Annotated in this window: 8 protein-coding genes and 1 tRNA gene; 6 read left to right on the top strand and 3 right to left on the bottom strand. The window is 41.3% G+C overall.

Annotated features, from left to right (window positions below; genetic code table 11):
* Positions 1-3 precede the first annotated feature (3 nt).
* Positions 4-77: transfer RNA gene (locus ACLL8Z_RS09920), tRNA-Ile, on the bottom strand.
* A gap of 234 nt (positions 78-311) precedes the next feature.
* Here ACLL8Z_RS09920 and ACLL8Z_RS09915 point away from each other — a divergent pair.
* The gene (locus ACLL8Z_RS09915; protein ID WP_411274623.1) at positions 312-839 is read left to right on the top strand and encodes a hypothetical protein; all 528 of its coding nucleotides are present in this window, start codon (positions 312-314) and stop codon (positions 837-839) included.
* 64 nt (positions 840-903) lie between these two features.
* Here ACLL8Z_RS09915 and ACLL8Z_RS09910 read toward each other — a convergent pair whose 3' ends face one another.
* Complete coding sequence (locus ACLL8Z_RS09910; protein ID WP_411274622.1) at positions 904-2,697, bottom strand: histidine kinase N-terminal 7TM domain-containing protein; 1,794 nt, start codon at positions 2,695-2,697, stop codon at positions 904-906.
* A 91-nt stretch (positions 2,698-2,788) separates the two neighbouring features.
* Between ACLL8Z_RS09910 and ACLL8Z_RS09905 the strand changes: the two genes are divergently transcribed.
* Positions 2,789-3,427, top strand: a complete 639-nt coding sequence (locus ACLL8Z_RS09905) for an HAD family hydrolase (RefSeq protein ID WP_411274621.1) — start codon at positions 2,789-2,791, stop codon at positions 3,425-3,427.
* A 97-nt stretch (positions 3,428-3,524) separates the two neighbouring features.
* A complete protein-coding gene (locus ACLL8Z_RS09900) occupies positions 3,525-3,839 on the top strand; it encodes a phosphoribosylpyrophosphate synthetase (protein ID WP_411274620.1) in 315 nt (104 codons plus the stop codon).
* Positions 3,840-4,093: 254 nt separating this feature from the next.
* Here ACLL8Z_RS09900 and ACLL8Z_RS09895 read toward each other — a convergent pair whose 3' ends face one another.
* Positions 4,094-5,323 carry a proline dehydrogenase family protein gene (locus tag ACLL8Z_RS09895; RefSeq protein ID WP_411274619.1) on the bottom strand — a complete coding sequence of 410 codons (1,230 nt, stop codon included), beginning with the start codon at positions 5,321-5,323 and terminating at the stop codon, positions 4,094-4,096.
* 102 nt (positions 5,324-5,425) lie between these two features.
* On the opposite strand from ACLL8Z_RS09895, the gene ACLL8Z_RS09890 reads away from it, so the two are divergent.
* The 3 genes from ACLL8Z_RS09890 (at position 5,426) to ACLL8Z_RS09880 (ending at position 8,219) form a co-directional block, all read left to right on the top strand.
* Positions 5,426-5,632 (top strand): RNA-binding S4 domain-containing protein, encoded by a 207-nt coding sequence (locus ACLL8Z_RS09890; protein ID WP_411274618.1) that lies wholly within the window; start codon positions 5,426-5,428, stop codon positions 5,630-5,632.
* Positions 5,629-6,684, top strand: a complete 1,056-nt coding sequence (gene aroB / locus ACLL8Z_RS09885) for a 3-dehydroquinate synthase (protein WP_411274617.1) — start codon at positions 5,629-5,631, stop codon at positions 6,682-6,684. Before ACLL8Z_RS09890 ends, aroB begins: the two co-directional genes overlap by 4 nt.
* 707 nt (positions 6,685-7,391) lie before the next feature.
* Positions 7,392-8,219, top strand: a complete 828-nt coding sequence (locus ACLL8Z_RS09880) for a prephenate dehydratase (protein WP_411274616.1) — start codon at positions 7,392-7,394, stop codon at positions 8,217-8,219.
* Positions 8,220-8,323 lie beyond the last annotated feature (104 nt).

Genomic DNA, 8,323 nt, shown 5'->3' with positions numbered 1-8,323 from the left:
TCGTGCGCCCACCTGGGCTCGAACCAGGGACCAAAAGATTATGAGTCTTCTACTCTAACCAACTGAGCTATGGGCGCTCATTCCCGCAGATGCGGAATTGATTAAGGCTGCAATTTTACGCAAATCTCCTGTAAATTTAAAATAGAATTTGTAAAAGTTTGAATTGCCCGTCGGATGGGCTTATGGGAGCGCCTGCCCTATTTGGTAATGTCGTGGAAGTGTTAAAATATGACACACATCCGTTAATTTGAAATCTTCATGTTCCCTTCATCTTCGCATTTTATCTTTATAATGAACTTAAAATTTAAACAATGAAAAAGATAATTATGTCGGCTGCGATTGCACTATTTGCAGTTTCTGCTTTTGCTCAATCTGATGATGCTAAAAATAAGCAAGGTCAGGAACGGGAGTATGCTAAAAACAAGGATAAATCGGACAAAGACAAATTCGATAATGCCCAATATGATGTTGATGATGATGGCATATTTTCTCCGGAGGAACGTGATGCGCGCAAAGCGGATAAAATTGCATGGAAAGCTGACAGGAAAGCTGATAGAAGAGCTGACAAAAGTGACGACGGACTGTTGAACGGTTCAACTCATAAGGATAACCACGGCCGTGATGTTAGCGGTACTGCCAGAGGCACTACGCTTGAAGGCAGAGAAAAAGGCAAAGCAGTTAGTGATATTGCCCGTTCAAATGGTCAAAGCGGTGAAAGGATGCAGGGTGCTGGTATGAGCAAGCCCGCTAAAGCTGCCCGTCCATCAGGGTCACCAGACAAGGCCGCTCGCCCTTCTGGTTCAGGAAAATCGTCCGGAGCTGGACGTAAGAATAAGTAATAAATAATTTTATAAATAGTGGGCCGCCTCCTGAATGGGGCGGCCTTTTTTTATGTAATGATCCTTATAATTCTGCCTGTATTTGCTCCTGAACCACGATATCCTCTTCTGTTAGAGGCAATTCTACGAAAAATTTACTGCCCTCATTTAATTTGCTTTCAATCCAGATCCGGCCATGGTTTTTTTCAATAAAATCCTTGGATAAAAGCAGCCCAAGACCAGTGCCTTGTTCATTATCAGTGCCACGCGTGGTAAACGTCTCGATTTCGAATATTTTCGGAAGGTGATCATCTGATATTCCTACACCATCGTCCTCAACACAAACCCTGGTGATGTGTCCGTCGCTGAACGAACTTAAATTAATAGTTCCTCCGCGATTTGAGAATTTAACGGCATTTGAAATCAGGTTACGTATTACGAGCTGGATCATATCCTGATCTGCGTAAATGGTGCTATCAGGCTCAATCTTGTTCACAAGAACGATCTGCTTTTCCGTCACCACTCTTTCAAAAAGGTCTATGATATTTTCACAAATTTGCCTTACTCTAATTTCAACTGGCTTTATCACTTCGCCCTGAAGCTGACTTCGCGACCAAAAAAGCAAATTTTCCAGCAAACCAGAGGTATATCCTACGTTCCTGGAAAGCTGCGGAAGAAGAATACTGAACTCCTGAGGCGTAATAAGATGATCGTCAATCATTTTTAAGAGATCCAGTAAATTATGCAGAGGGCTACGGAGGTCATGGGAAATTATAGAGAATAGCTTGTCCTTAAGCTTATTGAGAGCTAGTAATTGCTTTGCCTGTATACGAACCTGCTTGTCCATATTGACACGGTGCGTTATGTCCCTGCAAAGTATGATGATACCGCTGTACACATCCTTCTCTTCATACATGGGAGATAAAGTCATTTCAAGGTACAAAGGCACGTCATTCTTGATAATTTCAATCTGCATTAAACCACCTGCCCTCGTCTTAATCATCTCATACAGATCTGGCTGCTGCGGAAGGATATAACTGAGTTCCTTGCCAATGAGGTTTGGCTCTCCGATAGACAGAAGGGATTTGATCTCCCTGTTCAAATCTACGATCCGGTCTTTATTATCTGCAACAAGCAAACCTTCCTGCATCGATTCCAAAACCCGTTCTCTGGCAATCGGAATGATATCAAGGAGCCTGAACCGTACCAGCCCCATGCTTAGCAGAAGTACTGTGCCAATAAATGCAAAAGGAGTAATATCAATATGACCCTCAGGCCGGACGCCGAAGAAGTAGAGAAGATTCGCAATCCATGGAATAAATGCAGCTATTAAAATAATGAGGTTTTGCTTCTTAAAGACCTTGTCTGCCTTCCTGTATTTATCGACAAGGAGAGCGATGCCCCACAAAAGCATCACATAAAAATAGAACGTATGCACAAAGTACCAGGGTCCCCTTTCGATAGTTAAGAGTGGAAAAGGACCTGAAGAATCGATCGAAATATTTTTATAGTGAAGATGATGATAATCATTAGTCCATACCAATAAAAGAGTGACTATCGGAATAACCAGTACCAGGGCTAAGTTACGCTTGCTGATCCATTCATCTCTGCCGGTAAATTTAACTATGAAGAAAAACCAGCAGGCTGGCATAAATGATACCCCCAGATATTCAAGATTAATCCAGAAAAGCATCTCCTCGAGCTTGGTAGTTGCTAATTCAAATCCATAACTTAGCGCCCAAACTGCAATTGCAAGCACCATAAAACCGAACCAGCGAACTACAATTTCATACCTACGAAAGATATTAATGCATAAAAGCAACGTGATAATGCCACTTACAATGAGTATCGTTGAATAGATATTTGGGGAAAAGGTCATCGGTAGAATGTAAATTTCATGGCTTGAAACATGCTAATGCATTGATTTTGATTGAAAATGCTCTATTTCAACAACTTACATTAAATATAGAATGAATTTAAACAAGATTAAAAATATAATATTCGATTATGGCAATGTTATTTTCCGAATCGATTTTAAGAGAACCCAGCATAGCTTCACTGAACTGGGAATTAAAAATGTAGAACGATTCTTTGCACATACTGGTCATGATCCATTGTTCGATGAGTATGAGCAGGGACTAATTTCATCTGATGAGTTCAGACATGGCATTCGGAGAATCACCGGACACAACGATTTAACTGACGAGCACATAGATACGGCGTGGAATACGCTTTTGATCGGGGTTCCTGAAGGCAATCATGAATTGCTTTTAAAAGCGAAAGATAGATACCGAACCTTCTTATTGAGCAACAACAATGAGATTCACTACAAATGGATCATGGAGTATCTTAAAAATGAGTTCAACCTCCCATCGAATGAAGTGTTCTTTGAAAAAGATTACTATTCCCATCTCATGAAAATGCGTAAACCTAATCCGGATATCTTTCAATTTGTGATGGATGCGCATAATCTGGACCCTGCAGAAACTCTTTTTATTGATGACAGTCCGCAGCACCTTAAAACTGCAGACAGCCTGGGCCTGCAAACTCATTTACTTAAGCCGGAGGAAACATTGAAGGAGTTTATGTATGGGGGTGGACTTTTGTAAGTATTAAGAATCAAGTATTAAGTATCAACACTTGAGAGGGGAAAGTTAGGATTTACTCCTTCGAAAAACTTTCTCCCTCCCCCATTGTTAACCCAACATGGCAACTCCAATAGAACAACCAACCCTGGTAGGAACTTTAAATAAGTTGAAAGCAGAGGGCTTTACTCATGATTTTAACATCCACAACAATCAGCTAAAAAGTGGTGATATCACTTTAAGCCCAAAAGAATTCGAAATAGTGAAAGTTTACCGTTTTGAAGGTGCAAGTGATCCGGGTGATAACTCCATCCTATATGCCATCAAATCTCTCCATCACGACGTGAAAGGAACATTGATCAATGGATATGGTATGTATGCAGACGATGATGCTGATGATTTATTAAGGAAGTTGGATACACCGATACCGGAATAAGTAGTTTGTATGAGGTATCAAGTTTTAAGATTCGGGCTGGAATCTTAAAACTTGTTTATACAATAAAAGATAATGTTACTTATCAAGAAGGTCCCGGCTTTCGCCGGGATGACAAATTTTTGCGTAGTATCTAAGAGTGGAGATGGTGGCCTGCGGCCACCATCTCCACTCTTCTTTTAAAAACGCTTGTCATCCCGGCGAAAGCCGGGACCTCACTTTTTGAATTGATATCAGCCTAACTCGCGGGGGGATCTTTAGTACTTGTTCTTTTTTCCTTGGTCTACTTTCCTCCTCCTCTTCTCCTTAACAATCAACTTTAACTCCCTTCCCATCTGACCAGAAACGGAAGTATTTTCTTCTGCCCTTCGGAATAAATACGGCAGTACAGCTTTAACAGGACCATAGGGCACGTATTTAGCTACATTATAGCCTGCCGCGGCGAGATTGAAACTCAAGTGATCGCTCATCCCCAGCAACTGCGAGAAATAAACATGGTCGTGGTTATGCCTGATCTGCTTGCTATCCAAAAGTTCAGCGAGCAGGCGGCAACTTTCCTCGTTATGTGTACCGGCAACAAACGCAATGGTACTGAGGTGATTAACACAGAATTTGAGAGAGTCGTTATACTGAGTATCTGTTTCTTCTTTACTAGGGTTTATTGGCGAAGTGTAACCTTTTTCCTCGGCCCGCTTTCTTTCCTTCTCCATATATGCCCCGCGAACTAATTTTGCACCTAAAATAAACCCTTCTCTAATTGCAAGTTTGGTATCCTGCCTTAAGCATTCCAGTAAGTTTGTTCTGTAAAGCTGGTAGGTATTGTAAACGATAGGATGATTCTGATTATATCTTCGCATCATTTCTAATGCCATTTGATCTATACTATCCTGAATCCAGCTTTCCTCCGCATCGATCATCACCCGGACGGTTCTCTCATGTGCCAGCGAGCAAATTCGATTAATTCGCGAAGATATACGTTTAAATTCAGCATTCTCATCTTCATTTAAAACCTCTTTTGAGTCTTTTTTGGCAATCAAATCAAACCTGCCTAGTCCGGTGACTTTAAACACCGTAAGCGGGATACGCTTATCGCCATCAGCGCGTTTGATTGTCCGCATGATCTCTTCACAGGTTTCATCAAATACATTTTCTTCATCCTCTCCCTCTACAGAATAATCTAAGATGGACCCTACATCGCCCTTAGCCAGCTGGCTTATGGTGTGCTCGCATTCTTCGATAGTCTCCCCTCCACAGAAATGTTCAAAAATCGTGGCCTTAATCAGCGGCCGGATGGGAAGTCCGATAGCCATTGCGAAATTAGTAATCGGCGGCCCGATCTTAGTCAGGAACCTTACGCTAATGATCTTAAAAAGCCAATAGGCACGCTCCAGATCGGAATTTGAATTCCCTCTGAAGGCTATTTCGGTATTATTGAAGTCGAGCGCCTTATAGACAGGCTTTAATTGGTTAGCATTGGGCTTATGCATGGCGACAAAGGTAGCATAACGAGAATCAAGAATCAAGAGACAAGAATCAAGACATCCACAAAACGCCTATTCCTCGTACCTTATATTTCGTAAGTTTGCAACATGCTTGATTTCAAATTAGAGGGGGAATATATTCAGCTTATCGCACTGCTTAAGGCTACAAACCTTGTGGCCAGCGGCGGCGAAGCTCAAATGGTCGTCCTGGATGGCCTTGTTAAATGTAACGGTGAGGTAGACTATCGCAAACGCCGTAAAGTTCGGCGGGGAGACATTATTGAGTTCAACGGCACAAAAATAAATGTACAATGACCCCTATACATAGTCTCAGCTACCCTATTTATTTCGAATACAGCTTACAGGAGCTGAGAAAATTCATTTCCCAATCCCAATACACCAAAGTTTTTATTCTCGTCGACAGCAACACCGAAATCCACTGTCTGCCTGCCGTGCATAAAGTACTTAAAGATATAGACTACGACCTGATCGAAGTGACGCCAGGGGAGGAAAATAAAAACATAGATTTCTGCATTGGGATATGGAGAATGCTGCTGGATTTTGGCGCAGAGAGAAACAGCGTTCTGATAAATCTCGGAGGCGGAGTTATCACTGATATGGGAGGATTTGCCGCATCAACTTTTAAACGAGGTATCGACTTTGTCCAGGTTCCTACAACTTTACTGTCCCAGGTCGACGCCTCGGTAGGCGGCAAAACCGGGATCGATATGGACAATGTAAAGAATATTATCGGCACTTTCACACAGCCTAAAGCAGTTTTTATAAATACAGAATTCCTTAAAACCCTTGACGAACGTGAGATTCGATCAGGTTTTGCAGAAGTAATTAAACACGGCCTAATCTACGACCGCCTGCTTTTTAATACCCTGAAGCAATTGGGTCCTTCTGGTTTAACCGACGAAATTATATACCGATCTGTCGAAATAAAAAACGAAGTCGTTAAGAAAGACCCATTCGAAAAAGGGCTTCGGAAGATCCTTAATTTCGGACACACTATTGGCCATGCAGTTGAAAGCTATTCCCTTAGCCACGGCAAAAATCCCCTCCTGCACGGTGAAGCTATTGCAATTGGTTTTATCTGCGAAGCATATCTCTCATTCAAGAAAAATAATCTAAGCGAAATTGATCTGAATGAAACAGTTGAGGCCATAAAAACGGTATATCCAGCATACCACATTAAAAAAGAAAGCTACCCTGCCCTGCTCGAGATCATGAAAAACGACAAGAAAAATAATGCAGGGCAAATTAGTTTTTCCTTATTGAGTGAGATTGGGACGTGTGAGTTTGATGAGTTTTGTACAGAGGAGGAGATTTTTGAGAGCCTCGACTTTTATAGTTCTTCGTGATACTTGTATACGGTTTCGCTCCCAGCTGGAACCTCCAATATGCTGCTCATTATCATCGCAAACCCGACCCAAACGAGCGAGGCCTGAGTAAAATAAACGCGGGCGGCAGCAGTAGCTTTTGCATCAATCTGTTTCAACCCAAAAGATCATCGTAATTGCAAAACTTCTGCAGAGCACGCGACTACCCAGACCGATGCACTTCTGTCTCTGCTTTCCAAAATCAAAATACTCTGCCATATAATGGTATTTCTTAAAACCCATTCTGGAATATTTTCCAAGACGTCAATTTCATTACTACGCTAATATTAAATCAAAAACTCAGTTCCTATTACTCCATATCCATTATTCGATAATTAACCATCATCTACTATGCTTTCTTCAAAAAATATGATCATCATGGTAATTTCATCAGCAGCAAATACTCCCTTCTCAAAAATCCTCTTCAATTAACCAACCTAAAAGCCCTAACTTTCTCTTTTGTCCCGAATACCAAAACATACTTCTGTACAAAAAATTCACTTTCCACTTGACAAAGTCATTTTTCTTTGTACATTTGGCTCACAGTATAAAAATGAATATCAACAGCACATATTACTTCGCTTATTTTTACTATCCACAGTAAGAGCGGGGGAAAATATGCAATAATCTATAAAAGAAATTAGCAAAAAGTCCCTGCCAAAAGCAGGGACTTTTTTTATGTAGTTAAAATGCAGACAAAAAGAGTAGCAATCCAGGGAACCAGGGCCTCTTTCCACGAAGAAGCGGCATTCAAATTTTTTGGGACAGATATCGAAACAATTGAATGCGATTCATTTAAGCGCACTTGCGACGTTTTAAAGCAGAAACAGGCTGATTATGTCGTTATGGCTATCGAAAATTCAATTGCCGGAAGCTTGCTACCCAACTACTCGCTGCTTCGGGAATATAACTTTCCGATTGTTGGTGAAGTTTATCTGGCGATTCAACTTCATCTTTTAGCATTACCCGGTGTGAAATTTGAGAATATAAAATATGTAACCTCACATCCGATTGCCATTCGTCAGTGCAGTGACTTCCTGGATGATTTCCCCGAGCTGCAAGTTATTGAAAGCTCAGATACAGCAGCATGCGCTAAAAAGATCCGCGAAGAAAACCTTACGGATACTGTTGCCATTGCAAATAACCTGGCAGCCGAATTGTATGGCCTTGAGGTAATGGAGCGCAGAATTGAATCAAATAAAAAGAATTACACTCGTTTCCTGATCCTTGCAAACAAAGCAGACGACAATGCTTCCTACAATAAGGCCTCATTAAGTTTCCAGGTAGGGAATTCTGTTGGGTCACTAGCCCAGGTATTGAACATCCTGTCCGAACATAATATCAATCTCAGCAAGATCCAATCTATGCCGGTACTTGGAAAACGGAATGAGTACAATTTTTATGTAGATATAGAATGGAAAAACCAACCCGATTACGACGTTGCGATTCGAAAGGTGCTTAAGCATACGGTGAATTTCACGATAATGGGGGAATACGCAAGGAACGATAAGGTTTAACTGGGACGGTGTAAAAACTACGAATTACTAATTACTAATGACAAATAACAAATTACGAATTGCTGGGCATCCAGAATAAGAACGAACCTGCCGGCAGGCAGGCA

The sequence above is a fragment of the Daejeonella sp. genome (assembly GCF_046590655.1).
Lineage (GTDB): Bacteria > Bacteroidota > Bacteroidia > Sphingobacteriales > Sphingobacteriaceae > Daejeonella.
The sequence above is the reverse complement of the archived record's forward strand: the minus strand, read 5'-3'. Positions and strand labels throughout refer to the sequence as shown.

Excerpts from the sequence above, each read along its gene's own strand:
- ACLL8Z_RS09915 (WP_411274623.1), top strand. The coding sequence starts at position 312 with ATGAAAAAGATAATTATGTCGGCTGCGATTGCACTATTTGCAGTTTCT.
- ACLL8Z_RS09910 (WP_411274622.1), bottom strand. The coding sequence starts at position 2,697 with ATGACCTTTTCCCCAAATATCTATTCAACGATACTCATTGTAAGTGGC.
- ACLL8Z_RS09905 (WP_411274621.1), top strand. The coding sequence starts at position 2,789 with ATGAATTTAAACAAGATTAAAAATATAATATTCGATTATGGCAATGTT.
- ACLL8Z_RS09900 (WP_411274620.1), top strand. The coding sequence starts at position 3,525 with ATGGCAACTCCAATAGAACAACCAACCCTGGTAGGAACTTTAAATAAG.
- ACLL8Z_RS09895 (WP_411274619.1), bottom strand. The coding sequence starts at position 5,323 with ATGCATAAGCCCAATGCTAACCAATTAAAGCCTGTCTATAAGGCGCTC.
- ACLL8Z_RS09890 (WP_411274618.1), top strand. The coding sequence starts at position 5,426 with ATGCTTGATTTCAAATTAGAGGGGGAATATATTCAGCTTATCGCACTG.
- aroB (WP_411274617.1), top strand. The coding sequence starts at position 5,629 with ATGACCCCTATACATAGTCTCAGCTACCCTATTTATTTCGAATACAGC.
- ACLL8Z_RS09880 (WP_411274616.1), top strand. The coding sequence starts at position 7,392 with ATGCAGACAAAAAGAGTAGCAATCCAGGGAACCAGGGCCTCTTTCCAC.